Here is a 21,698-nt window from a genome sequence, read left to right as displayed (position 1 = left end):
ATGGCCGTCGTCACCGCAGACATTTCGGGTCCCACACCTGACATCGCCAGGTCCCCGGGCTTCTGGAGCGGCGTACTGCGCCGCCTCAGTCATGATCCCGTCGCGATCACGGCGCTGGCGATCCTCATCATCCTCGTGCTGATCGCGATCCTGGCACCCTATATCGCGCCCTACGACCCGTCGAAGGGCAGCGTCATTCGCCGCCTGAAGCCAATTGGCACGGAAGGTTATATCCTCGGCACGGACGAACTCGGCCGCGACATGCTATCCCGGCTGATCTACGGCGCCCGGCTGTCGCTGATCATGGGTGTCGTGCCGGTGCCAATCGCCTTCGTGATCGGCGCGGCGATCGGTATCATCGCCGGTTACGCCGGCGGTCTCGTCAACACGCTGATCATGCGCACCGTCGACGTGTTCTATGCCTTCCCTTCCGTGCTTCTGGCGGTCGCGCTCTCAGGTGCGCTCGGATCAGGGCTCACCAACGCGCTCGTCTCGTTGACCGTTGTGTTCATCCCGCAGATCGCCCGCGTCGCTGAAAGCGTCACGACACAAGTGCGCAAGCTCGATTACGTCGATGCCGCCCGTGCCTCCGGCGCCCCGCCGGCCACAATCATCCGGGTGCATATCCTCGGCAACGTGCTCGGGCCGATCTTCGTTTTTGCGACCAGCCTGATCTCGGTGTCGATGATCCTCGCCTCCGGCCTCTCCTTCCTCGGGCTCGGCGTGCGCCCACCGGATGCCGAATGGGGGCTGATGCTCAATACGCTGAGAACGGCGATCTACAACAACCCGTTCGTGGCCGCCCTTCCCGGCGTGATGATCTTCATCACCTCGATCTGCTTCAATCTTTTCTCAGACGGGCTGCGCTCAGCCATGGACGTGAAATCATGATCAGCATCGTTGAAAAACTAGCCTACGACCTGCCCGTCGGCGAACGCGGCGGCCCAGCTCAGCCGCTGATTTCCGCCCGCGGCCTGCTCAAGCATTTTCCGGTGAAGGGAAGCGGCTTCCTGAGGCCCAAAAAGGCCGTCCGCGCCGTCGACGGTGTCGATTTCGACATCCTCAAGGGCGAAACACTCGGCATCGTCGGCGAAAGCGGCTGCGGCAAGTCGACTACGGCGCGCCTGCTCATGCAGCTCATCGTGCCGGACCAGGGCGATATCCTGTTCGACGGCGAAAAGGTCGGCGAGGCACTGGCGCTCGCAGATTACCGCCGCCAGGTGCAGATGGTCTTTCAGGACAGTTACGCTTCGCTCAATCCGCGTCTGACGATCGAGGAATCCATAGCCTTTGCCCCGCGCGTCCACGGCGTGCCTACGGCGAAGGCGATCGCGAGGGTCCATGACCTGCTCTTCCGGGTCGGGCTGGAACCATCCCGATTTGCCGGCCGCTATCCGCACGAACTGTCCGGCGGCCAGCGGCAGCGCGTCAACATCGCCCGCGCCTTGGCACTCGAACCACGCCTTGTCATCCTCGACGAGGCAGTCTCGGCGCTCGACAAATCCGTCGAGGCGCAGGTGCTGAATCTGCTGCTCGACCTGAAGCGAGATTTCGGCCTGACCTACCTGTTCATCTCCCACGACTTGAACGTCGTGCGCTTCATGTGCGACCGGGTGATGGTCATGTATCTCGGCAAGGTGGCCGAAGTCGGCAGCCGCGAGGCGATCTTCGACAATACCCGGCATCCCTATTCGTCGGCGCTGCTTGCCTCGATGCCGAAGATGGACCCGTCCGCGCGGACGACGGAGCCGCCGCTTTCCGGCGACCCGCCCAACCCGATCGATCCGCCGTCCGGCTGCCGTTTCCACACACGCTGTTCGTTTGCCGAAAACGTGTGCAGCGAAAAGCTACCGCCGCTCACCGACGTGTCCGCAAGCCAGGCGGCCGCCTGCCTGATGTCCATACCGGGATCCGGCCACAGCCGCGCGCCGGCCCCGATGGAGGCCTGAGATGCATAACGATGCGATGATCAACATCAACAACCTTTCCGTCACCTTCAACCGCGGCCGTAAGCCCGTGAAGGCCGTCACCGGCGTCAGCCTGTCGGTCCGGCCCGGCGAGGTGGTGGCGCTGCTTGGCGAATCGGGCTCCGGCAAGAGCGTCACCATGCGCTCGCTGCTGCGCCTACATCCGAAAGGCACGAAAATCGAAGGCTCGATGTCCGTCGCGGGGCAGGATGTGATGGGGCTTTCCTCGCGCGACCTTTCGGGGCTGCGCGGCGCGGTGGTCTCGATGGTCTTCCAGGAGCCGCGGCTGGCGCTCGACCCGGTCTACACGCTCGGCCGGCAGATCGAAGAAACGATCATGCGGCACGAACGCATTTCGCGCTCGGAAGCGGCGGCGCGGGCGCTTGCGCTTTTCCAGAAGGTGAGGATTCCCTCCCCCGAGCGCCGGCTGCAGAACTATCCGCATGAAATGTCGGGCGGCATGCTGCAGCGATCGATGATCGCCATGGCGCTTGCCTGCAATCCGAAGGTCCTGCTCGCCGATGAGCCGACGACGGCACTCGACGCCACCGTGCAGATCCAGATCCTGCTCTTGATCCGCGAGCTTCAGAAGGAATACGGCCTCGCGGTCATCTTCGTGACCCACGATATCGGCGTCGCCGCCGAAGTCGCGGACCGGATCGCCGTCATGTATGCCGGGCGGATCGTCGAAGAAGGCAAGGTGGCGGACATCATCCGCGACCCGCGGCACCCCTACACGCGAGGCCTACTCGGCGCCCGCGTCGAGCTCGCCAATGGCCGTGACCGGCTGATCACCATTCCCGGCGCTCCCCCGGATCTCGCCAACATGCCGGCCGGCTGCGCGTTCGCGCCGCGCTGCCCCCAAGTTTCCGATCTCTGCCGAACCGAAATACCTGCGCTTATGGCAACCGATGAAACCTCGAAGGTCGCCTGTGTGCAATATGCCTGAAGAGGACTAGGATGATGAAAAACAGACAAAGGGAGGCGGCCGGCGATAACATACCGGTCTCGACATGAAGCACATCACCCTGATTAACCCCAACACGTCGCGGAAGACCACTGCGATGATGACGGAGATCGCCCGAAAATATCTCCCCGAGGAATTCACCATTGACGGCGTCACCGCCGCCCGGGGCGTGCCGATGATCCTCGACGCTGCGGCGCTTTCGGCAGCAGCGGAGGGCGTTGTAGACATGGGGGTCGCCGCGGCCGGTCGCTCGGACGGGCTGATCGTCAGCGCCTTCGGAGATCCGGGGCTCGAGCGGCTGAGGGAGGTCTCCGGCATTGCGGCCGTCGGCATCTGCGAGGCGAGCATGCTGGAAGCTTCCGCCGGCGGACGGCGTTTCGGCATCGCGACGGTAACACCCAATCTTGTCGGCAGCTTCGCATCAAAGGCCGATGCGCTGGGTATCTCCCCGCTCTTCACGGGCACGCGGCTGACGAGCGGCGACCCGGTCGCCCTCGCCTCCGATCTCGAACGCCTGCATGCGGCACTCGCGGTCGCCGTGCGCGAATGTTTCGAAAAGGATGGGGCGGAAGCCGTCATCATCGGCGGCGGGCCGCTCGGACAGGCGGCCGACGACCTGCGGCGGCAGATGTTTGCGCCGGTGATCGCGCCGATCCGCTCCGCCGTCGAACTTCTCCTGTCCCGTATCGGCGGGCTGCGGACGGCAAATGCGGGGCCACCGCGATGAGCGCATCGCGCCGTCACCGGGATGCTTTTTCTGTTGCACGCCGGAGAACTCCACGCGAAATTCCGCCCCCTGATGTCTCGGAGGAGTTTCCGGTGCCGAAGGATAGATCGTTCCTGTATCGCGTGAGGCAGGCCTTGCCCGATCTGCATCCTGCTGAAAAGCGGCTCGGCGAATTCGTTTGCGACTTTCCGGGCGAACTCGCCAGCTATTCGGCGCAGGAACTTGCGGCCCTTGCACATGTCTCCAAGGCGACCGTCACCCGCTTCATCCAGCACCTCGGCTACCAGACCTATGAAGAAGCGCGCCGCCACGCGCGCGCGGAAAAGCAGACGGGATCGCGGCTGTTCCTGACGGCGGCGGCCGATGCGTCGGCGGCACAGTCGATGCAGGCGCATGTCGCGCAAGGCATCGCCAATCTGGAAGCGACGTTTCTCTCCATTTCCGATGGCCAGATCAGAGCCGTGACCGACGCCATGATGGCGGCCCGCAAGGTCTGGGTGCTCGGCTTCCGAAGCAGCCATCCTTTCGCCTCCTATCTGCAATGGCAGTTGACGCAGGTGATCGAGGAAATTGTCGCGATCCCCGGCACGGGGCAGACTTTGGGCGAACATCTCGTCAGCCTGCGGGAGGAAGATGTGGTGGTCTTCTTCGCCATGCGCCGTCGGATCGCCCAGATCGACACCATTCTCGCACAGATCCGCATGTCGAAGGCGAAGCTTCTTTACATCACCGACGAGGGCGCCGCGTTCGAAACCGGCGCGACCTGGCATTTCCAGTGCCAGACGCTCGCCCCCGGCCCGCTCTTCAATCACACCGCGGTCATGGCGCTATGCCACCTGCTGATCACCCGCTGCCTCGAAAAAGCCGGCGTGGAAGGGCGCAAGCGGCTACGCAACATTGAGGCGCTCAATGAAAGCCTAGAAGAACTCTGATGAAGCTCTTGAATGGATCAGAACCGGCGATCCGGTTGTCACAAAAGTTATGTGTCTGAAATTCCTCAGTAACGGACGTTGACTTTGTCCGCAGGAATGACCGATTTGAGGCCGTGCGCGGTCTGACTGCTTCGCGAACGCAAGATACGAAAGCTGCCGCAGGTTGCGGAAGTCCGATGTCTTAGCGGCTCGTCCTGAACCTTGCGTGGCAAGTCGTGCAGGTCTGCATCATCAAGTGGAAGATGTGCTCGGCAGGAATGGATGCCAGTTGTGCCTTGCTCTGGACGTGAGTCCCGAACGGGCCTCCGCCCATCGCCTCGCCGGGCTTCATCCGCATGCTCTCTGTCATCGCTCCGGGGTTCTCGACAGCAGCCGCCTCTAGCGCCCGCGCATAATCGCGCAGATCGTTCGCCAAAGCGCCGAAGCGTTCACGTTCGGCGCCGATCTCGGAGCTGGCTTTCGAGCCCGGATCATCCAATCCTTGAGCGAAATGACCAGCCAGCACCGTATCGGATCTGGCGCTGATCGCAGCGGCAGCCTTCTCGAATTCCATCGACGAATAGCTGCCGGGCTCGCGGAACATCTCCGCCATGGTTTTCGCAGCGGTTGCCATGGCCTTCATGTCGGCCTGTCGGAGCGCGACGAGGTCTTGCGCTGCAAAAGCGATGGAGGCGACCACGGGGGCGAGAGCCATCAGGCTGAAGAGCGGCACCATTTTGGAAACGATCATGAGAACCCCGCACGTTCGATGGCTTCAATAGAGGCTTTAGCGAAGCCATCACCGCCGTCTGTCTGACGTCCATCCTCTCGGTTGCGAAGCGGGCAAAAAGAGGGCGCCGAGCACCCTTCATCCTAAGTTGTCATTTGACGGGAACTTTCCGCGCAGCGGCGGCAGCCACCACGCAGTCCTGCATGTCGCCAATGATCTGAACGCCACCGGCTTCAGACATCGAAGAAGTTGAAGTGGAACGCGCTGACGCCCATCAAAGCATGTTGTGCGCCGGAGACATCCGCGCCGTTGTAGGTAGCACCATCCAAATACAGATTTCGGTCGGTGGTGGGTGTCCCGCCCCACGCGTCGTTCAGGAACGTCACGCTCGCGTCATGGACACCTTTGTCCCAATCACCCTGCACCACCAAGTGATCTGGCTGGCCAGAGCCGTGAGAAGAGTGCGCCGTTTGTATCCCACCGATTTGTATTCCGTCGACGGTAACCCTGTACTGGGCGTCGCCAAGATAGGCATCCTCGCTGATCGACAAAACGAGTTTGTCCGCTCCGGTACCGATCGTGGTTCCGCCGCTCGCTGGCGGAGGAACGGTTACGGGAGGCGTCGGGGTGGTAGCAGGAGGGTCAGAATATATATTGAAGTGGAATGCACTGACACCCATCAAAGCATGTTGCGCGCCGGAGACATCCGCGCCGTTGTAGGTAGCACCATCCAAATACAGATTTCGGTCGGTGGTGGGTGTCCCGCCCCACGCGTCGTTCAGGAACGTCACGCTCGCGTCATGGACACCTTGGCCCCAATCACCCTGCACCACCAAGTGATCTGACTGGCCAGAGCCATGAGGAGAGTGCGCCGTCTGTATATCACCGATTTGTATTCCGTCGACGGTAACCCTGTACTGGGCGTCGCCAAGATAGGCATCCTCACTGATCAACAAAACGAGTTTGTCCGCTCCGGTACCGATCGTGGTTCCGTCGCTCACTGGCGGAGGAACGGTTACGGGAGGCGTCGGAGTGGTAGCGGGAAGGTGAGAATACACGCGGATATAATCGATCTGTTCTGAAATCGGCGCTTTGGTAATATCCGCATTGTTATTGGGATCGTCCTGCGTGGCCAGATCGGCCAAGAGATACATTGGCCCATGCATATCACTCGGCGTGGCCTTCGTTCCCATAAGCTGGCCATCGACGTAGAAGCCTAGGGTATCGGCATTCCAATCCAATCCATATGTATGAAAACCGGTTGGCTGAGCGAGCTCGCTATAGACCTGCAAATTTTGTTGCCAGTTAAGATTCGCCGCGGCATCGGTCGTATGAATGCCGCTATATATGCCCTTCTCGAAACTTCCATAGTTTTCGACGACGTCAAGTTCCTGCCAGTGCCCGGCGTTATTTGGATCGGCTATCATATTGTCCGGTAGAAGCCAGAACGCGGCCCATGCTCCCGGAAGGTTCGAGAAATCAGCCCGCATCTCGAAGTAGCCATATGTTTGCGAAAAATGCCCCTGCGTCGTGATCAGGCCGGATTCCCAGCTGCCGGGGAAGCCGGACGCGGTGTGGTCGGGCACGGCCGTAATCGTCAACACACCGTCGCTCACTTTGAAGGGATCGTAACCCGACGAAGGGTCAACGAATGAAGAACGACCAAAGCCGATATCGGAATTGGCGTCGTAGCGCCATTGCGGACGGATATCGGCCCAAGTCGTGCCGTTACCTGTCTGAGAAATGCTGCGCGTGTTGAACTCGTCGTCAAACGTCAGTTGGTATTGGGTAAGATCGATCGTAGACATCTCTACCTCCACGACAAATTGGTCCGCTCCGGTTTTCGCCATTGCGTGGACCGCCAACATGCAATGCCAACAAAATGCAAAATACGCGACAATACAGGGGGTACTATATCCCGCTGTCCGATGGCACCCTCGTCAAATTGACGCTGCTGCCTCTCGGCTCATCCCCAAAGGGCTTTAACTCCGCTGCTTATGCGAACAGAAAGTCATGCGCCAGCAGCGCATGCTGACTGTGCACGACCACACCACCCGTACCGAATGCAATCGTGGTGTCGTGCGTAACTGGATCGAACGCTGAGATAATATTGAGCTGGCTGAAGTCTTTGATTCCCAATGCCGAAACGTCAATGTGATCGACTCCCCAATTCGATCCTGGGCCGCAAGCGCCCTGACCAAAATCCTCGATTTTGTCACTGCCGTTACTGGGCTTGAATACAAACGTGTCATTTCCACCTTCGGCGTGGCCGATCATTACCTGTGCATCACCCCACATGTCCTCGTTGCCGTTGCCGCTGATCAGGGTATCGTTGCCGCCGTGGGAATTACCGGACATCTTTTGGGCGTCGCCAATCAGGGTAATAGGCCCATCCGTGTGACGAACCGCAGAGACGTTCAATACGTCGTCGCCTCCATACGCATTGCCTGACATTGCTTGCGCATCACCTACGATCATGTCATTTGCGTTTTGTTGCGCCCTGACGATCAGGCTGTCATTACCACCATGGGCATTGCCCGACATGCTATTGGCGTCGCCATAAGCCAGGACTGCCCCGACGGACGCAACGTTCATGGTATCGTTGCCGCCAATGGCGTGATCGCGGAGATCACCACCTGCATCGCCGTAAAACGTTACGCTGTCTTCAAGGCCTGTATTAAGAACATCATTACCACCATGCGCATGGCCGGACATGTTCTTGCCCGTATCGCCGTAGAATGTAACGAAGCCCTCGGAGCTACTGTCTGTGACTGTGTCGTTGCCGCCGACGGCATGATCCTTCATATTGCCGCCAGCGTCGCCATAGATTGTGAAAGTGCTCTGAAACGCAGAAAGCTGAAACGTATCGTTGCCTCCCGCTGCGTGCCCTGACATATCCTTTCCGGCGTCACCATACATGGCAACCGTGATGTTGGTTTGGCCTGGAGCTACGCTGAAAACGTCGTTGCCGCCTTTCGCGCTGTCAGAGAGGCTTCCTCCCGCGTCCCCATACAAATTGGTCGTAGTACTGCTTGATCCGGTTATCTGGACGAACAGAGAATCGTCGCCACCGATCGCGTGATCAGCGATATTTCTGACGGCATCGCCATAAAAGCTGCCCGAGCCATGTATGGTCAGATTATCGTTGCCGCCTGTGGAGTGATCCAACAGGCTGCCTCCGGCATCCCCATAAAGGATGTTCGTCGAATCCGGCGCTATCAATATATCGTCCGAGCCGATTTGATGGTCGGTTAAATTCGCTGTTGTTATAGGAACTACCTTAATCATCTCGGCCCCTCCAAGCTTAAATGAAATTTAAGCTTGCGACCGAACCCCCCTAAAATCAAGGGTCAAATCAAGCCTGCTTCCTATCCCATTGATCCTGCAGACTAGCTTTTTTCCAGCTGCAGCGAATTGACGGCAGCGATGTAGCGGCGGGGCGCTATTCCTCGCGAAAAGCGCGAGCCATCTGATCGGCCATCGGCTTTGTCAAATAGGTCAGTACCGTTCTATCACCGGTCTGCAAGAAGGCCTCGACCGGCATGCCGGAGACGGGAGTGAGCTTTCCGAGCCGACCCCACTCCTCCTTCGATATGCGGGCGCGAAGGACGTAATAACTTGCATTGGAATGCTGGTCAGTGGTCGGCTCGGCGGAAATCTTAGTGATTTGCGCGTTCAGTTGAGGCGTATCCCGCTGACTGAACGCTGAAAACCTGAGCATGACCGGCTGCCCGATGGTGACCTGGTCGATATCCCGCGGCGAAAGTTTAAGCTCGGCGACAAGTGCGTCCCGATCCGGCACGATCTGCATAATGGTTTCTCCGGGCGATATCACAGCACCCGCCGCATGCACGCTCAGATGGTCGATGATGCCGGCCTGCGGCGCTCTTATGTCGATCCGTTTCAAATCATCCTTTGCGGCCACCAGTCGCTCCATGAATTGCCCGGTGTCGCTCTGCGCCTGACGCAGTTGCTCCGAAACCTCGGCGCTATGATCGTCGTCAACCTGTCCGATTTGCAGTTCCGTCTCGGTCATCTTGCCTTTGGCCTGTGCGATGCTCGAAACGAGATTACCGAGTTCTCCGGTCAGGCTGGCACTCTCGCGTTGCAGCGCATAGACCTTCGCCGCAGGGATGATGCCCTTATCGAACAGCCGCTGAAGGCTGGAAAGCTCCTTGGCGATCAGATCGATCTCCCTGCGCTTGCCATTCTCTTGCGCGACCAGACCGTCCACCTCCTGGCTCAGTTGCTGGATACGCTCGCTCAGCTGTGATTTGCGGCTTTGCCTGGATGCCAATCGGTCTTCGAACAGGCGCGTCTCGCCGGCGATCGTGCGCGAGACTTCATCTTCGTCGGCCCGCGAAAGCAGTTCCGCCGAAAAGGCGATCGCTGGCGCGCCGTCGCGTTCGGCTACCAGCCGCGCGGTCCTTGCGGACAGTTCATCCAATCGTTTTCGTATGATTGCGAGATTGGCGTTCGTTTGCGTATCGTCGAGATGGATCAAAAGTTGGCCAGCATCGACACGATCACCGTTCTTGACTTGAATGTCGCCGACAACTCCCCCTTTGAGATGCTGAACTGATTTTACATAGCTGTCGACCGCAAGCGTTCCGGGGGCAATGACCGCACCCGATATCTCCGTGGTCGCAGCAAGGCCACCGATCACGCCGACAAGCAGGACGATCGTCCCCAACGCCGCAACGGAAAGCCGGCGTATCGAACGCTCGCTGGGTGACGGCTTTTCTGTGCTCATGATCCGGCGTCCTCGCCGGCGACCATCAGGCGGACCGCACTCTGTTTGACCGGTTGCTTCACCGGCTTTCCGAGGACCATGTCCTTAGGTCCAAACGCCTGCAGCCTTCCCGCGGCGATGACCATCAACATGTCGGCCGCCACCAAAGCGCTCGGCCGGTGGGCGATGACCATTGCGATGCCGCCCCGCGCACCGACGCCGAGGAGAGCTTGGGTCAGAGCCGCATCGCCTTCTGCATCGAGATTGGAATTGGGTTCATCCAGCACCACCAAAAACGGATCGCCATAGAGCGCTCGCGCAAGCGCAATGCGCTGCCGCTGCCCAGCAGAAAGCCGAGAGCCCCCCTCCCCGATCATCGTATCGAAGCCCTGCGGCAACTCCACGATCATGTCATAGACGCCGGCAGACTTTGCAGCAGCGACAACCAATTTCGATGAAGGCTGCTTTTCAAAGCGGGCGATGTTCTCGGCAATCGAACCATCGAAGAGGCTGACATCCTGTGGAAGATAGCCGATGTGACGCCCAAGTTCCGAGGGATCCCATTGCGCGAGAGCGGCGTGATCAAGGCGTACCGAGCCGATCGTCGTCGGCCAGAGGCCGGTGACCGCGCGCGCAAGCGACGACTTTCCCGAGGCGCTGGGACCAATGACACCCAATATGGTCCCGGCCGATATATCAAACGAGATGTTACGAAGGATGAGTTCACGGCTTCCCGGAGAGGCGAGGCTCAGACCGTCCACCGTCAATTTTGATCTGGGTGCCGGCAAGCTGATGCTCCGCTCTCCGGCAGGCAGGATTTCAAGCAGTTTGACAAGGCGCAACCAGCTTTGCCGGGCGGCAACGAAGGCCTTCCATTGGCCGATAGCAAGCTCCACCGGTGCGAGGGCCCGGCTGACCAAGATCGAGCTTGCGATCATGATGCCACCCGTCGCTTCTTGCCGGATAACGAGGACTGCGCCAACCGCAAGCACGGCAGACTGAAGCATCATGCGAAGGATGCGGGAGGTGGTCGTCAGGATTCCAGTTACGTTGGCGGCGGCAAGTTGATTTTCGAGATAGGCGCCGTTCAGATCGGCCCATCGTTCCGCCATCCGACCGACGAAACCCATTGCGACAACCGCTTCCCAGTTTCGTCGTGCACCTTCAGCAAAGGCAAGGCGCGCTGCCGACTGTTTGGCCGCCTCGGCTGCCGGACGTTGCGACAATATCTCGGCAAGAACGGTCAGAACGATGAGGACGATGGCGCCGCAGGTCGCGGTCAGCCCAATCCAGAAGTGGAAAAGAAAGCACAATCCGAGATAAAGCGGTATCCATGGCAGGTCGAACAGGGCGATCGGACCGGTACTGGAGAGAAAAGACCGAACTCTGTCCAGATCGCGAACCGACTGCATTCCATCGCCTGTCACCGGCATTACTTGTGGTTGAAGCACCAGCGAGGCAAAGACCTTACCGTTCATCCGCTCGTCCAGCGCCACGCCAACGTGCGCCAGGAGCATCGAACGCAACAGCTCAAGAGCGCCGTGAAACACGAAAAGGGTTGCAGCGATGATCGCAATACCGACCAGTGTCGAAAGGCTGTGACCGGGAATGACCCGGTCGTAGACCTGAAGCATAAAAAAGGAACCTGTCAGGGCCAGTACGCTAATCACGGCACTCGTAATCGCGATGCTGAAGAACGCCTTTCGAAGGGACGTCAGCACCGCCATCAGAAATGTTCGAGGCAATTTTTTCGACGGAAGAGCCATGTAGCTTCAGTCCTTCATTTATCGCCGCCCGAGGATAAATATCGAAATTGATTAATATTACGAAACTACATGTATATCTATTCACAAATACAGCAAAATATCCAATTCTTATTTGTATATACAACTTCGAAGTCGATCTGAAGCGCAACACAACTCCGCGCGCGACTCGCCACTTCTACTGGAAGCGACACTTTTGAGATGAAAAGTGGCGGCCACTCTGGTGCACAAGTCTATCAAGCAGTGGCTGACATGGTGATGCTCCGCTGCAGGCAAGCGCGTTCGGAAATGATCTAAGCTCTTGAAGGGAATCGAACCGCCGACCACGGTATAAAATCGCTTTCAAAACAGCGGGATCTAGTTCTGATCGATGTAGGTTGCCGCGTGCTTCCTACGATGGCGAAGGCACCGCCAAGCGACGAACGGAGCGATCGCCGACATAGCAAATTTCCAACCGAGCCTTTTGTTCTTTCCAGTTGGACGGCCCTCTTTCCGAGAGACATCATGCTCGCCCTCTTATCGCTTGGAACGACCTAGCTTCGCCAGTAGGATCAGTCTGCTCTCGTGCACGCAAGGCTTCACCAGTTCGAGGACAGTGGCCAGAATCAAGGCATCTAAGACGTTCAGGAAGTGTCATCAACCGTCTAGCCTCCAACGACAGAAGCCTCGCCATCGCGTGGCACCGCTGGGAGCAGATCATGATACGACTTAAAGAACTTGCCATCGAAGCTCATGGGGGCCTCCAGCGCTGGCGGCAGTTCGAGCAGGTCTCCGCCGATCTTATTCAGGGAGGCGTTTTGTGGCCGCTGAAGGGCCACCCACAGACGCTCGAGCGCACGACCGTTACCGTCGGGCTCAAGAAGGAGTGGGCTTCGCACGCTCCGTTCGGCGGCGGCAAACGACGCTCCCGCTTCGAGCCGAACCGCGTCGTTCTGGAAACGGAGGATGGAACGGTTCGCGAGGAATTGCTTGAGCCGCGGGCAAGCTTTGCCGGTCACACCCTGCAAACGCCGTGGACGGAACTGCAACTCGCCTACTTCGCCGGTTGCGCTATGTGGACCTATCTGAACATGCCGTTCCTGCTGGCTTGGCCGAATGTCGAAACGGAAGAACTGGAGCCTTGGCCGACCGACGGCGGCGACTGGCGCCGCCTCGCGGTGCGATTCCCTATCGGAATCGCAACACACAGCACCGTGCAGACGCTCTATTTCGATGCGGACGGGTTGCTGAAGCGTCATGACTATGATGTCGAGATCTCAGGCAACACGCCCGGCGCGCACATCATTGAGGATTATGCGGAAGTATCAGGTATCAAATTTCCGACGAAACGCCGCATCTATGCCCGCCAGCCCGACGGGAGCTTCGGCACCGACCCGCTTGTCGTCTCGATCGATCTCTCAAACATCCGCCTCAGCTAGTTTCATTGGCCCTGGCACGTTGAACCGGACGCCGAGTGGTGCTTCGCTTTACGCGCCGTTCTGCGTGGCGTTGTTTGAAACCGACTACGGAGAGACGGTCTCCGAATATGATCGCCCTTCATCGCTGTTTGGTCAGTTGGGCGGCGCACATGTCCACGAGGTGGGGCTCTATATCGATCGTGAACTCGAAGCTGTGCTGCTTAGGGCGGCCGGCTAAAGGGCGGCGAGCGGCCCAGCGTCGTTGCGAATCGCCCTCGGGACCTCCCCGTGCACGCGCACAAAGGCGAGGCGCATCCGCTCCCTGTTCGCGAACCCCGCCTCGCGGGCGATCACCTCGATCGGCAACCGGCTCTGCTCCAGCATCATCTTGGCGGCCTCGACCCTGAGCGCTTCGACCGCCTTTGCCGGCGTTGTGCCGGTCTCTGCACGAAAGAGCCGCGTGAACTGGCGGGGACTGAGGGCTGCAGCTTCGGCAAGATCGTCGATCGTCAGGCTTCGGGCGAGGTTCTGGCGGGCGAAGTTCAGCGCGCGCTGAATTCTGTCCTCGTTGGTGCCGAGGTCCAGCAACGCGGAATGCTGGGACTGCCCGCCCGATCGGCGATGGTACATGACCATTCCCTTCGCGACCGACCGGGCGACTTCTGTCCCATGGTCGCGCTCGATCAGGCCAACGACGAGATCCGTTCCCGCCGTCATGCCCGCCGATGTCCAGATCGGGCCGTCCGCGACGTAGATCTTGTCCATGTCGACCTGACAGCTCGGAAACCGCTCCTGCAGGGTCTGGGCATAGCGCCAGTGTGTCGTGGCGCGACGGCCGTTCAGCAAGCCGGCATCTCCCAGGATGAACGAGCCGAGGCAGATGGCGGCGACGCGGCGGGCGTCGCGCGCAGCAACTCGAAGCAGCCGGACCAGGCCCGGCGAAGACGTCGGTATCTCGAGACCCGCGGCGACGATCAGCGTGTCATAGGCCGCGTCGTCGAAGGGGTCCGTCATAACCCGCATGCCGGCACCCGAGGCGACCAGTCCTCCTTCTTCCGAGAGGACACGCACGTCGTAGAGCGTTTCACCGGCTTGCTTGTTGGCCACGTCGAATGCCGCAACGGCCCCGAAGCAGACAGGTTGGAAACTGGGGCAAAGGACAAGGCCGATCTTCATGCTTACTCCGTGATGTTTGCTTTCCGTGCATAAATAATTGTTCTGGCGACACTTCGCCATGTTCATGGCTGGAATGATGGCATCTACGTCCTGTCGGCTTGGAGAGGCCGCTGATAGCGCTTTGACAAAGTATCAGACGCTGGAGTTTTTCATGTCGCGCCATCCGACAACATACATCGCCGTCCAAGCTGTCGCGCCGGGACAGCTCGAACTGACGCAAAAGCCACTTGTCGATCCCGCCGTCGGGCAGGTCCGTCTGCGCGTCGAAGCCTGCGGGGTTTGCCACTCCGACGCCGCGACGGTCGAAGGGGTCTTCCCCATTCAATGGCCGAGGGTGCCGGGCCATGAGGTGGTCGGCGTGATCGATGCCGTCGGCAGCAACGTTGAGGGCTGGAGGCTCGGGCAGCGTGTCGGCGTCGGTTTCCTCGGAGGTAGTTGCGGACATTGTGCGGAGTGCCGCGGCGGCGATCTCGTCAACTGCCGGAACCAGGAATTCACCGGCATTCATCATGACGGGGGCTACGCGCAATACATGCTCGCACGCGCCAGCAGTCTCGTGTCGATCCCCGACGGCCTCGCCTCGGAGGACGCCGCTCCGCTGCTCTGCGCGGGGCTGACGACCTTCAGCGCGCTGCGCAACTCTCCCGCACGCGCCGGCGATCTCGTAGCCGTAATCGGCATCGGCGGGCTCGGGCACCTTGCGGTGCAGTTCGCCCGGCGCATGGGCTTCGAGGTCGTGGCGATCGGGCGCGGACCGGACAAGGGTGGTCTCGCCGAAAAGCTCGGCGCGCATCATTATATCGATAGCTCCGCCATCACGGTTGCTTCGGCGCTGCAGGATCTTGGGGGTGCGCATCTCGTTGTTGTTACCGCGTCGGGTGGTAGGGCCGTGGCCGACGCGGTTAAGGGGCTTAGGCCGCGCGGACGGATCATCGCGCTTGGCGCATCTCCCGAACCCGTGGATATCGCAACCTCGGACCTCCTGTTCGGTGGGCGCTCTGTCGAGGGCGCCTTAACCGGCGACCCCGCAACCGCCGACGCCACATTGCGTTTCAGTTCGCTCGCTGACGTCAGCGCCATGATCGAGACGATGCCGCTGGAACACGCGCCAGAAGCCTATCGCAAGATGATGGCGGGAGAAGCCCGCTTCCGCATCGTCCTCACCATGTAGATGCGCCAATCATACAGATCGACTTTGCCTCGGGTGAGGCAGCTCACAAAGGAACAATCATGTCACTCGAAACCGCAAGAACAGAATACTTGAACGTCGGCGACGTCCGCTTCGCCTTCAGGCGGCTTGGCCCGCCAGCCGGGACACCACTTATCCTACTGCAGCACTTCACCGGGACGATGGATGCTTGGGATCCTGCGGTGGCGAACGGCCTTGCCACAACGCGGCCCGTTATCGCCTTCAACAATCTCGGTATCGGCACCTCGACTGGTCGGACGCCCGACACGGTGGAACAGATGGCGGCCGATGCGGCGACGTTCATACGCGGCCTCGGCCTGAGCAAGGTCGATCTTCTCGGCTTCTCCCTGGGCGGCATGCTCACCCAGGTCCTCGCCGTGCAGTACCCAAGCCTGATCCGTAAGATCATCATCGCCGGTGCGGCGCCCCGTGGCGGCGAGGAGCATCTCCTCGCCGTGGTGGAGGACGCCTTCGCGAAAGGCGCGCCGGATGTGCGCCTGCCCTTGTTCTTCACGCCCTCGGAAGAAAGCCAGCGCGCCGGCAAAGCCTTCGTGGCCCGCGCCACGGCTCGCACGCAGGACCGCGACCCGGACAACGGCGACGATGTCAGCGAGCCCCAGGCCAAGGCGATCATCGGCTGGTGCGCGGCAAAGGATGAAGGCGATACGACGCTGCGCGCCATCGCCCAGCCGGCGCTGATCGTGCATGGCAGCGACGACACGATGTTCCCGAGCATCAACGCCTACAACATGTTCAAGGCGATGAAGAATGCGCAGCTCGTCCTCTATCCCGACTCAGGCCACGGCGCGCTGTTTCAGTACCCGGAGATCTTCGTTGCCCACTGCCACACCTTCCTGGACGCCTGAGGAGATCCACCTATGCAAGACCTTAAGCAGGCGGTGATCGACGCGCATGGCGGCCTCGAACGGTTCCGGCGGTTCTCCTTTTTGACGGCTAAGCTCCACCAGTTCGGCGTTCTCTGGGACCTGAAGGGCAAGCCTGGCACGCTCACTCACGCCAATGTGCGCGTGAACCTTCGGAAGGAGGAGGTGTCACACTGGCCGTTCCGTCCGACCCAGAACCGCTCACATTTCACACCGGACGAGGTGACGATCGAGACGCCGGAAGGTGAGGTTGTCGAGAAGCTCTCGCGGCCGCGCGCGAGCTTCGATGGGTTCGCGATGGAGACGCATTGGAGCGATCCGCAACTCGCCTATTTCGCGGGCTACACGATGTGGACCTATCTGACCTCTCCTTTCCTTCTCGCACTTCCGGGCGTCGTGGCAGAGGAAATAGCACCCTGGTCAGAGCAAGGCGAGACGTGGCGCCGGCTGCGGACGACCTTTCCGGCGACAATCGCGACCCACAGCAGAGAGCAGACTTTCTACATCGGTCCGGACGGACTGATCCGGCGCCATGACTATGAGGTTGAGATCCAGGGCAACAACACGGCCGCCCGCTATCTCCTCGAGCACGTGACCGTGGAGGGCATCGTGCTGCCGTCCAAATTCCGGGTCTATCCCCGCGGTCCGGACAACGGGCCGGCCGCAGAGCCCCTCATCGTCGGGGTAGATCTCTCCGACTATCGCTTCGAGTGAAGTCGCTACCTCGGCAGTGACTGACCTCTTATAATGCGAAATGGCATTTAAGCACTTGAATAAGGAATCGAGCCTTAATTCCTGCCGCCTAGGTTGAGCATGCAGCCCAGGACCTGCGATGACTCATCCATCGTGGCAACCTGCGGCTCAATCGACCCGAAACCAGCCGAGATGACCGAGTAACGTTGCGGTGCCGTTAAGGGCAGAAACTTCTCGCCAAATGAAGGCAACCACGAAAGTGCCAGACGACAATGTGTCATATGCCCGTCTCTCGATCGCCAATTCGCGTTGAGGCCGAAAAAGGGTTGGGGCCGTCCAAGTTGGATTGGATCAGGTCCGCAGCGATCATCCCTCCTCTGCCGTTGAGATGGATGCCGTCGCTATGAAATTTCCAACCGTTCAACCGCCCGATTTCATCGGGAGACATCCCCAGCACCATCGCACGAAACGCATCGCGGTACATCGATAGGAACCGAAGGGTCGTAAGCGCCCGGCCCGGATCGGCCGCGATGGCAGCCCGGAAGGTCTCGAACATCGGGATGTACTCGACGGTTTCATCGCAAGCGATGCGTTGGATACTTGCGCTTAAGTCGCGGATTGCGGAGTTGAGCGCAGCCTGAAAAGGATGATGGGATGTAGGCGATTCCCCGATCGGCACGAGAGAGCATACGGCCACGCGGGCGCCGCTGGACTTCAGCCGTCGAACGAGCCTCTCAAAGCAGTCGTCAAACCGCGTCTCGGTCGCAGGCGTGGATGCAAACTTCATTATTCGGAAAAGTCGTCGTGCCTTAGGCGATACCATCGCCAGGGCATCGTTACCGCCGACCCAAACAACGATGCGGTCCGGTGTGCTCGCCAGAACGCTGTCCACGCGCTTCAGGGCATCGTTTGCCAAATCGCCGCCAACGCCGAAGTTGAGAAATTTGAACCGTGCGTTGCGCGGCCGTCGAGATAGTTCGCCAATCCAATCGAATGCCTGCCCTTTGCCAGCGGTGCTGCTGGAGCCGAGGCAGGCCACCGTTTCAAGCACCGACGATCCCCTCATCCTGCACCCGTGACATCCTGAACAAGAACAAGGCGCCGAAAATCCCGATGTTCGCGCTGACTATAGCGGACAAAGCGACATCGCGCCCGCTCGCGCCGGAGCGATCGGAACCGTTCGGCGTTGGTGTTCACCAGAGCAATCCGTACTGCTGGGCGAGGCCGTACAGCGACCAGACGAGCAAGACTGCGATCACCACCAACTCCTTCCAGGGACGGCTGGGCCGCGCCTGGATCGCGTACGACATGATCTTGATCGGCGAGGAAGGAGGCTCCGGCGCCTCCTCATTGGAAAGCGGGACGGAGAATTGATGGAAGTAGATTTGGATGAGGGTCATCCCGACGAGCAAGCCTGTGAGGAAGCTCACATGGTCAGCGCCCCGAAGGTCGAGCAGTACCGCGAGCACAATGGCAAGCACGAGGAGAAAGGCATCGGCCGTCTTGGTGGCGCTCGCCTTGCCCGCATACGCGCGATCTAGGGCCATCCGGCGACTGCGATAGCTGAGCGCGAAGAAGAAGCCGAACTTCGCCAGGGCCTGGAGGGAATAGACAGCCAGAAGGATTGCGAGGACTTTCGCCACCATTTTTCGCCTCCGATGTTGACGCACCGACTTACGATACGTTACTGTAGCGTAACTTTGGTTTGGATCCTTGTCAATGTGCGCATCCTCCAGCATCGGAACCGGCCGCCCCCGCAGCCCCGAGGTCGATGCCGCGATCCTTGATGCAGCGTTGGCGCTATTCATCGAGGGCGGCCTCAGCGCGGTTAGCTTCGAGCAGATCACACAACGGTCCGGCGTCAGCAGGACCGCGATCTACCGCCGCTGGTCTTCCAGAGAAGAAATCCTCGCGCGAGCTCTGGGCCGTCTTCGCGAGGAGGCGGAGGCCACATTCGCCGACTGGGCCGAGCGGCCGATTTCAGAGGTGATGGACTGGTTCGTCGAGAACGTGCCGCGTCAGATGCTCAACCCCCTCTATCGGGGCCTTTCGCGCAGCGTGCTGGCCCTGGGCGAAAAATCAGAGCTGAAGGCAATTTATTCCGAGGCCGTCCTGCGTCCACGCAGAGCGGCCTTCTCCAACATGATCCGGCGCGCTCGTGCCACTGGCGCTCTTTCGGGTGGTCTCGATCCGGAACTGATCCAAGACATGCTGACCGGCGCTCTGCTCCATCAGATCCTTCTCGAGCCTGCGGACCAAACGGAGGAGCAGCTCAGAGACTACATCATTCGGCTCTTAACCGGCTTAGGACTGCTTCAAAAATGAGCGAACGAATCCAACGACGTCGTGGACAGACAATGAGAGCAACGGCGCTCGGTATATGATTTTCCCCGGAGCTTTGCATTCTCGCATCGCTTGCAATTTTGGCCAGACATCTCGACGTACCGGGCTTGGTGCAGGTGCTACTTGGGCTCGCGTTCTGTGTGACGGGCGCTGCCGTCTGGGGCATGTTCCTCTCGACTGCCTCCGCGGCAGCTCCCGAATGACGACGCTGCTTCGAGCCTAGGAAAGCGCCCGGTCCCTGGCCGTCCAATGCGGTTTAAACCCGACGACAATGGCCAAACGACGCAAGCGGACCACAATGGTCGATTCGCCGATGGAGACGGAGACAGACTTAGTCATCGGTTTGGTCTTACGGCTGCCACGCCTTCACCAGATCGAGAAGGCCTGGGAACCGGGTATCGAGGTCTTCAGCGCGCACCCGGCTACGGCGCTCAAGCCCATATTGCCGTTGCCGAATCAAGCCCGCCTCCCGCAGTGCCTTGAAATGATGGGTCAGCGAGGACTTCGGCCGGTCGAAACCGAACCATCCGCAGGTGTGGTCATAGGCTTCCGACTCCAGAAGCAGCTTTCTGACGATGGTGAGACGCAAGGGATCGGCGAGCGCTCCCATGATGATATCGAGGCGCAAATCCTCTGCTGACGGCTCAGGCAGCGGCGCCGGGAGATCGGTGGGAATTGAGTGGTGGGTGTCGGTGGTCGAAAGGGCCATGGCAGCTCTCATAGCACGTCAGTACGATTCCTGTCGAATTAATATGTACGACTTCCATCGAACTATGGTAAGTACGACTAAAATCGTACTGACAAATGGAGTCTGCCCATGTCGTCTCTTAACCCCGCCCACACTGTCCACTCAGCCTATGAGAACGCCGCCCATCCGCCTTGGCGTATGTGGATGGCCGCCTGGATCATCACCGCCGTCTTCATTCTCTCGAATTCGGCGACACCGCTCTATGTGCGGTGGCAGGCTGCGATTGGCTTCTCATCAGCCACGCTGACCGTTATCTTCGCCGCTTACATTCTTGGCCTGCTATTGACGCTGCTGGTCGCCGGGCAGCTCTCCGATCGTTACGGGCGCAAGCCCGTCCTTGTCCCGGGACTCGCGGCCGCACTCGTCGCCTGTGTGCTCTTCGCCAGCGCCCATTCGGTGGCGATGCTGATCGCCGCGCGCTTCCTATCGGGTGTAGCTGTTGGCGTCGTAGTGTCGGCGGGCATGGCGGCGGTGGTCGATCTCGGCGGACCAGAACGCAAACGGCAAGCCTCGCTGATCGCGTCCGTCTCCATGGTTCTCGGGGCTGGCCTCGGGCCGCTGCTCGCCGGCGGCATCGCCCTCTTGCTGGCGGCACCGGTGATTCCGATCTTTGCCGTCGAGCTTGCCGTACTGCTGAGTGCATTAGCCGCGATCCTGATCCTGCCACTGAAGCATCACGGCACAAAGGCCGATCATGGCTGGCGGCTGCATCTGCCGAGCGTGCCGCGCGCCAATCATCGCCATCTTCTGTTGGGTATTGCGGTCTTTGGGCCGGGTATCACCGCGACGTCCTTTGTGCTGGCACTCGGCCCCTCGCTGCTGTCGCATCTGCTCGGTGTCACCAGCCCATTGATCGCCGGCGGCATGGCCTGCGCCATGTTTCTTACGGCGACCGGCGTCCAATTCGCCGCCCGCCGATTTTCCGTGCGCACCATTTTCCTATGCGCCGCCGCGGCAACGATCCTGTCCATGGCAGGCATCGCGCTGGCGGTGATCTCGTCTAATGTCGCCGCCCTGATTGTCGCAGCACTGCTTGCTGGCAGTGGACAGGGCCTCGGGCAGCTCGGCGGCCTGACGCTGATCGGACTGCACGTCCCAGGCAATCATCGGGCGGAGGCAAACGCCGTTCTCAATATCGGCGGCTATATCCCGGCCGGGCTGATGCCTGTCGCGACCGGCTTCGTCATCGATAGGGCGGGTCTTTCCCTTGGTTCGACAGGATTTGCGGTGGTGCTTGCTATTGTAGCTCTTCTGGGTGGCATGACCGTTTTCCATAAGCTTGCAAGGGACTGACATGGCCTGCGTTGGAGGACGGATAAGTAATGGAAAGGAGGTGGGCCGCAATCAGCTTCGGGGTATCCCGGAGCTTCGAGGGACAGGGCCACCGAAGCCGGCGTCCGCTCGGATTTTATTTTTCGACTAGATCAGGCCACCACACGATCGTGGAACCGACGATCCAGATCATACCGTA

Annotated in this window: 22 protein-coding genes; 13 read left to right on the top strand and 9 right to left on the bottom strand. The window is 60.2% G+C overall.

Translation table 11 applies throughout. The features are described from left to right. The 5 genes from AC13QE_RS18525 (at nt 1) to AC13QE_RS18505 (ending at nt 4,593) form a co-directional block, all read left to right on the top strand. Nucleotides 1-891 (top strand): ABC transporter permease, encoded by an 891-nt coding sequence (locus AC13QE_RS18525; protein ID WP_488484782.1) that lies wholly within the window; start codon nt 1-3, stop codon nt 889-891. After that, a complete protein-coding gene (locus tag AC13QE_RS18520; protein ID WP_488484781.1) occupies nt 888-1,949 on the top strand; it encodes an ABC transporter ATP-binding protein in 1,062 nt (353 codons plus the stop codon). The genes AC13QE_RS18525 and AC13QE_RS18520 overlap by 4 nt, the downstream gene beginning before the upstream one ends. A gap of 1 nt (nt 1,950) precedes the next feature. Continuing rightward, the gene (locus AC13QE_RS18515) at nt 1,951-2,916 is read left to right on the top strand and encodes an ABC transporter ATP-binding protein (protein ID WP_488484780.1); all 966 of its coding nucleotides are present in this window, start codon (nt 1,951-1,953) and stop codon (nt 2,914-2,916) included. 64 nt (nt 2,917-2,980) lie between these two features. Then, a complete protein-coding gene (locus tag AC13QE_RS18510) occupies nt 2,981-3,661 on the top strand; it encodes an aspartate/glutamate racemase family protein (protein ID WP_488484779.1) in 681 nt (226 codons plus the stop codon). Between the two features lie 92 nt (nt 3,662-3,753). Beyond that, nucleotides 3,754-4,593 carry a MurR/RpiR family transcriptional regulator gene (locus tag AC13QE_RS18505; protein ID WP_488484778.1) on the top strand — a complete coding sequence of 280 codons (840 nt, stop codon included), beginning with the start codon at nt 3,754-3,756 and terminating at the stop codon, nt 4,591-4,593. A gap of 181 nt (nt 4,594-4,774) precedes the next feature. On the opposite strand, the gene AC13QE_RS18500 is transcribed toward AC13QE_RS18505, so the two are convergent. From AC13QE_RS18500 to AC13QE_RS18480, 5 genes are all read right to left on the bottom strand, one after another. Continuing rightward, nucleotides 4,775-5,323, bottom strand: a complete 549-nt coding sequence (locus tag AC13QE_RS18500) for a cytochrome c (protein WP_488484777.1) — start codon at nt 5,321-5,323, stop codon at nt 4,775-4,777. A gap of 212 nt (nt 5,324-5,535) precedes the next feature. Beyond that, complete coding sequence (locus AC13QE_RS18495) at nt 5,536-7,110, bottom strand: carbohydrate-binding domain-containing protein (protein ID WP_488484776.1); 1,575 nt, start codon at nt 7,108-7,110, stop codon at nt 5,536-5,538. A gap of 187 nt (nt 7,111-7,297) precedes the next feature. Continuing rightward, nucleotides 7,298-8,590 carry an autotransporter outer membrane beta-barrel domain-containing protein gene (locus tag AC13QE_RS18490; RefSeq protein ID WP_488484775.1) on the bottom strand — a complete coding sequence of 431 codons (1,293 nt, stop codon included), beginning with the start codon at nt 8,588-8,590 and terminating at the stop codon, nt 7,298-7,300. Between the two features lie 154 nt (nt 8,591-8,744). Beyond that, nucleotides 8,745-10,055 (bottom strand): HlyD family type I secretion periplasmic adaptor subunit, encoded by a 1,311-nt coding sequence (locus tag AC13QE_RS18485; protein ID WP_488484774.1) that lies wholly within the window; start codon nt 10,053-10,055, stop codon nt 8,745-8,747. Continuing rightward, nucleotides 10,052-11,800 carry a type I secretion system permease/ATPase gene (locus tag AC13QE_RS18480; RefSeq protein WP_488484773.1) on the bottom strand — a complete coding sequence of 583 codons (1,749 nt, stop codon included), beginning with the start codon at nt 11,798-11,800 and terminating at the stop codon, nt 10,052-10,054. The genes AC13QE_RS18485 and AC13QE_RS18480 overlap by 4 nt, the downstream gene beginning before the upstream one ends. A gap of 695 nt (nt 11,801-12,495) precedes the next feature. Here AC13QE_RS18480 and AC13QE_RS18475 point away from each other — a divergent pair. Beyond that, nucleotides 12,496-13,215 (top strand): hypothetical protein, encoded by a 720-nt coding sequence (locus tag AC13QE_RS18475; protein WP_488484772.1) that lies wholly within the window; start codon nt 12,496-12,498, stop codon nt 13,213-13,215. A 64-nt stretch (nt 13,216-13,279) separates the two neighbouring features. Continuing rightward, on the top strand, nt 13,280-13,432 hold the full coding sequence (locus AC13QE_RS18470) for a DUF302 domain-containing protein (RefSeq protein ID WP_165915369.1): 153 nt from the start codon (nt 13,280-13,282) through the stop codon (nt 13,430-13,432). Here the strand turns inward: AC13QE_RS18470 and AC13QE_RS18465 are convergent. Beyond that, entirely contained in the window at nt 13,429-14,370 is a 942-nt protein-coding gene (locus tag AC13QE_RS18465) for a GlxA family transcriptional regulator (RefSeq protein ID WP_488484771.1), read from the bottom strand. The two genes, AC13QE_RS18470 and AC13QE_RS18465, sit on opposite strands and share 4 nt — an antisense overlap. Nucleotides 14,371-14,521: 151 nt before the next feature. Here AC13QE_RS18465 and AC13QE_RS18460 point away from each other — a divergent pair, with 151 nt between their 5' ends. The 3 genes from AC13QE_RS18460 to AC13QE_RS18450 are packed head-to-tail and all read left to right on the top strand — an operon-like array spanning nt 14,522 to nt 17,157. Continuing rightward, nucleotides 14,522-15,541 carry an alcohol dehydrogenase gene (locus tag AC13QE_RS18460; RefSeq protein WP_488484770.1) on the top strand — a complete coding sequence of 340 codons (1,020 nt, stop codon included), beginning with the start codon at nt 14,522-14,524 and terminating at the stop codon, nt 15,539-15,541. 59 nt (nt 15,542-15,600) lie between these two features. Further along, nucleotides 15,601-16,425 carry an alpha/beta fold hydrolase gene (locus AC13QE_RS18455; RefSeq protein WP_488484769.1) on the top strand — a complete coding sequence of 275 codons (825 nt, stop codon included), beginning with the start codon at nt 15,601-15,603 and terminating at the stop codon, nt 16,423-16,425. 12 nt (nt 16,426-16,437) lie between these two features. Next, a complete protein-coding gene (locus tag AC13QE_RS18450; RefSeq protein ID WP_488484768.1) occupies nt 16,438-17,157 on the top strand; it encodes a hypothetical protein in 720 nt (239 codons plus the stop codon). 256 nt (nt 17,158-17,413) lie between these two features. Here the strand turns inward: AC13QE_RS18450 and AC13QE_RS18445 are convergent, their stop codons facing one another. Together AC13QE_RS18445 and AC13QE_RS18440 are read right to left on the bottom strand one after the other, a co-directional pair. Further along, nucleotides 17,414-18,187, bottom strand: a complete 774-nt coding sequence (locus tag AC13QE_RS18445) for an SGNH/GDSL hydrolase family protein (RefSeq protein ID WP_488484767.1) — start codon at nt 18,185-18,187, stop codon at nt 17,414-17,416. A gap of 142 nt (nt 18,188-18,329) precedes the next feature. Beyond that, nucleotides 18,330-18,782 (bottom strand): hypothetical protein, encoded by a 453-nt coding sequence (locus AC13QE_RS18440; protein ID WP_488484766.1) that lies wholly within the window; start codon nt 18,780-18,782, stop codon nt 18,330-18,332. A gap of 73 nt (nt 18,783-18,855) precedes the next feature. Here AC13QE_RS18440 and AC13QE_RS18435 point away from each other — a divergent pair, with 73 nt between their 5' ends. Together AC13QE_RS18435 and AC13QE_RS18430 are read left to right on the top strand one after the other, a co-directional pair. Beyond that, nucleotides 18,856-19,461, top strand: coding sequence for a TetR/AcrR family transcriptional regulator (locus AC13QE_RS18435; RefSeq protein ID WP_488484765.1), 606 nt, complete (start codon nt 18,856-18,858; stop codon nt 19,459-19,461). 77 nt (nt 19,462-19,538) lie between these two features. Next, the gene (locus tag AC13QE_RS18430) at nt 19,539-19,682 is read left to right on the top strand and encodes a hypothetical protein (RefSeq protein ID WP_488484827.1); all 144 of its coding nucleotides are present in this window, start codon (nt 19,539-19,541) and stop codon (nt 19,680-19,682) included. Nucleotides 19,683-19,828: 146 nt separating this feature from the next. On the opposite strand, the gene AC13QE_RS18425 is transcribed toward AC13QE_RS18430, so the two are convergent. After that, a complete protein-coding gene (locus tag AC13QE_RS18425; protein WP_132721969.1) occupies nt 19,829-20,188 on the bottom strand; it encodes a helix-turn-helix domain-containing protein in 360 nt (119 codons plus the stop codon). A 108-nt stretch (nt 20,189-20,296) separates the two neighbouring features. Here AC13QE_RS18425 and AC13QE_RS18420 point away from each other — a divergent pair, with 108 nt between their 5' ends. Next, nucleotides 20,297-21,520, top strand: a complete 1,224-nt coding sequence (locus tag AC13QE_RS18420; RefSeq protein ID WP_488484764.1) for an MFS transporter — start codon at nt 20,297-20,299, stop codon at nt 21,518-21,520. Nucleotides 21,521-21,698: the final 178 nt, after the last annotated feature.

This window comes from Martinezella sp. CNPSo 3957, from assembly GCF_057784395.1.
This window is presented reverse-complemented; position numbering and strand designations above follow the sequence as displayed.

Bases quoted from the DNA above. Each gene is read 5' to 3' on its own strand.
- AC13QE_RS18485 (WP_488484774.1), bottom strand. From the start codon at position 10,055: ATGAGCACAGAAAAGCCGTCACCCAGCGAGCGTTCGATACGCCGGCTT.
- AC13QE_RS18500 (WP_488484777.1), bottom strand. From the start codon at position 5,323: ATGATCGTTTCCAAAATGGTGCCGCTCTTCAGCCTGATGGCTCTCGCC.
- AC13QE_RS18460 (WP_488484770.1), top strand. From the start codon at position 14,522: ATGTCGCGCCATCCGACAACATACATCGCCGTCCAAGCTGTCGCGCCG.
- AC13QE_RS18510 (WP_488484779.1), top strand. From the start codon at position 2,981: ATGAAGCACATCACCCTGATTAACCCCAACACGTCGCGGAAGACCACT.
- AC13QE_RS18480 (WP_488484773.1), bottom strand. From the start codon at position 11,800: ATGGCTCTTCCGTCGAAAAAATTGCCTCGAACATTTCTGATGGCGGTG.
- AC13QE_RS18465 (WP_488484771.1), bottom strand. From the start codon at position 14,370: ATGAAGATCGGCCTTGTCCTTTGCCCCAGTTTCCAACCTGTCTGCTTC.
- AC13QE_RS18420 (WP_488484764.1), top strand. From the start codon at position 20,297: ATGTCGTCTCTTAACCCCGCCCACACTGTCCACTCAGCCTATGAGAAC.
- AC13QE_RS18475 (WP_488484772.1), top strand. From the start codon at position 12,496: ATGATACGACTTAAAGAACTTGCCATCGAAGCTCATGGGGGCCTCCAG.
- AC13QE_RS18525 (WP_488484782.1), top strand. From the start codon at position 1: ATGGCCGTCGTCACCGCAGACATTTCGGGTCCCACACCTGACATCGCC.
- AC13QE_RS18490 (WP_488484775.1), bottom strand. From the start codon at position 8,590: ATGATTAAGGTAGTTCCTATAACAACAGCGAATTTAACCGACCATCAA.
- AC13QE_RS18455 (WP_488484769.1), top strand. From the start codon at position 15,601: ATGTCACTCGAAACCGCAAGAACAGAATACTTGAACGTCGGCGACGTC.
- AC13QE_RS18515 (WP_488484780.1), top strand. From the start codon at position 1,951: ATGCATAACGATGCGATGATCAACATCAACAACCTTTCCGTCACCTTC.
- AC13QE_RS18495 (WP_488484776.1), bottom strand. From the start codon at position 7,110: ATGTCTACGATCGATCTTACCCAATACCAACTGACGTTTGACGACGAG.
- AC13QE_RS18435 (WP_488484765.1), top strand. From the start codon at position 18,856: ATGTGCGCATCCTCCAGCATCGGAACCGGCCGCCCCCGCAGCCCCGAG.
- AC13QE_RS18450 (WP_488484768.1), top strand. From the start codon at position 16,438: ATGCAAGACCTTAAGCAGGCGGTGATCGACGCGCATGGCGGCCTCGAA.
- AC13QE_RS18425 (WP_132721969.1), bottom strand. From the start codon at position 20,188: ATGGCCCTTTCGACCACCGACACCCACCACTCAATTCCCACCGATCTC.
- AC13QE_RS18520 (WP_488484781.1), top strand. From the start codon at position 888: ATGATCAGCATCGTTGAAAAACTAGCCTACGACCTGCCCGTCGGCGAA.
- AC13QE_RS18440 (WP_488484766.1), bottom strand. From the start codon at position 18,782: ATGGTGGCGAAAGTCCTCGCAATCCTTCTGGCTGTCTATTCCCTCCAG.